Annotated in this window: 1 pseudogene; it reads left to right on the top strand. The window is 72.7% G+C overall.

Features of this window, described 5'->3' with window-relative positions:
- Nucleotides 1-2,041 (top strand): annotated as a pseudogene (locus UU9_RS10245) (ESPR-type extended signal peptide-containing protein); the annotation flags it as partial.

Genomic DNA, 2,041 nt, shown 5'->3' with positions numbered 1-2,041 from the left:
CAGCGGGGTGGGCGCGGTGGCAGCCGGTGCCTACAGCACCGCCGCGGGCTACGGCAGCGTGGCCACAGGCGATCAAAGCGTGGCCACCGGCACCAACGCGCAGGCCACCGGTACCACCAGCGTGGCGACCGGTGCCGACAGCGCGGCCAGCGCGGAAGGCAGCACCGCCGTGGGCAACGCGGCACAGGCGCAGGGCGCCTACAGCACGGCCTTGTCGGCGCAATCGACCGCCACCGGCACACAGGCGCTGGCCAGCGGTTTCCTGTCTGCTGCCAGCGCCGACGGCGCCACCGCGCTGGGCAGTTATGCGGCCGCCAATGGCCTGCTCAGCACCGGCGTGGGTTACGCCGCCACGGCCAACGGCGACTACGCCACCGCCAATGGCGTGGGCGCCACCGCCGACGGCGAAAGCAGCGTGGCGATCGGCGACAGCAGCATCGCCAGTGCGGACCAGAGCGTGGCGTTGGGCGGCAGCGTGCTGGGCATCGTGCCCACCGAAGCCAGCGGCTACGGCGCGGTGGCGTTGGGCGCAGGCGCGTATGCGTCTGGCGACTTCAGTGCCGCGCTGGGCTGGCTGGCCGAGGCCGATGCGGTCAACAGCACCGCGTTGGGCTCAGGTGCCTATGTGACGCCCGAGGCCGACAACGCCGTGGCGCTGGGCGGCGATTCGGTGGCCGATCGCGCCAACACGGTATCGGTGGGCAGCGCCGGTGCCGAGCGGCAGATCGCCAACGTGGCCGCCGGTACGCAGGACACCGACGCAGTGAACGTGGGCCAGTTGAACAGCACGGTAGCCGGTGCCAACCGCTTCTTTGCCGCCGATGGCGCGGTCGACGGCAGCGAAGACGCCGCCGCGATCGGCGAGCACGGACTGGCCAGCGGCGCGGCCAGCGTGGCCGGTGGGCAGGAGAGTTCGGCCTACGGCTACCGCGCCGATGCCGAGGGCGACTACGGCACCGCGATCGGCTCCAGCAGTTTCGCCTTGGGCACGGGCAGCGCCGCTTTTGGCAGCGGTGCGTTCGCGCTGGGCGACTGGTCGCTGGCCAGCGGCTACAACGCGGTGGCGCAAGGCAGCAATAGCGCCGCCTACGGCAGCCAGTCGCAGGCGACGGGCGATTCCAGCACCGCCATCGGCGGCCAGCTGCACGTGGAAGATCCCGATACCGGGGAGGTCCTGCTGGACAGCCAGACCGTGGCCGGCGAGCAGGGCGCCACCGCGGTGGGTGCAGGCGCGCAAGCCAGCGGCGCATTCAGCAATGCCACCGGCGCGGCGGCCCAGGCTACCGGCACGCAGGCCACCGCGGTGGGCTACAGCAGCCAGGCCGGCAGCGACGCGGCCACCGCGGTGGGCGGGTTCAGCGCGGCCACAGGTGATTTCGCCACCGGCGTGGGTTACGGCGCCAGCGCCAGCGGCGCGGGCGCGGTAGCGGTCGGCGAAACCAGCGTGGCATCGGGCGATGAAAGCGTGGCGGTGGGCGGTTCCACCTTTGGCGGCCTGCTGCCGGCGCAAGCGACCGGCACCGGTGCCTCAGCCTTCGGCGCGGGCGCGTGGGCCACCGGCGAATACGCCACTGCCGCCGGCTGGAACAGCTGGGCGGATGGCGAATCGTCGGCCGCGTTTGGCGAATCGGCGTTTGCCACCGCACTCGGCGCCAGCGCGCTGGGCGCCCAATCGGAAGCCAATGGCATCCAGTCCACCGCCATCGGCGCGGCAGCGGTGGCCGACGGCGATGGCAGTTCCGCGCTGGGCAGCGGCAGCTATGCCAGCGCGGAAAATGCCACGGCCAGCGGTTTCCTGGCCGACGCCGAAGGCACCGATAGCACCGCTACGGGCGCGAACAGCATCGCCACCGGCGAAGCCAGCACTGCCACCGGTGCCGGCGCCGAGGCCGATGGCCTCAGCAGCACCGCCACGGGTGCCTCCAGTCTGGCGGCGGCCGACAATGCCACCGCCACCGGCGCCGGCAGTCTGGCACTGGGCGATGACGCCACCGCCACCGGCGCCAACAGCGCGGCCAATGGGCTGCAAAGTTCAGCCTAC

The organism is Rhodanobacter fulvus Jip2, from assembly GCF_000264315.1.
GTDB classification, from domain to species: Bacteria; Pseudomonadota; Gammaproteobacteria; order Xanthomonadales; family Rhodanobacteraceae; genus Rhodanobacter; species Rhodanobacter fulvus.
This window is presented reverse-complemented; position numbering and strand designations above follow the sequence as displayed.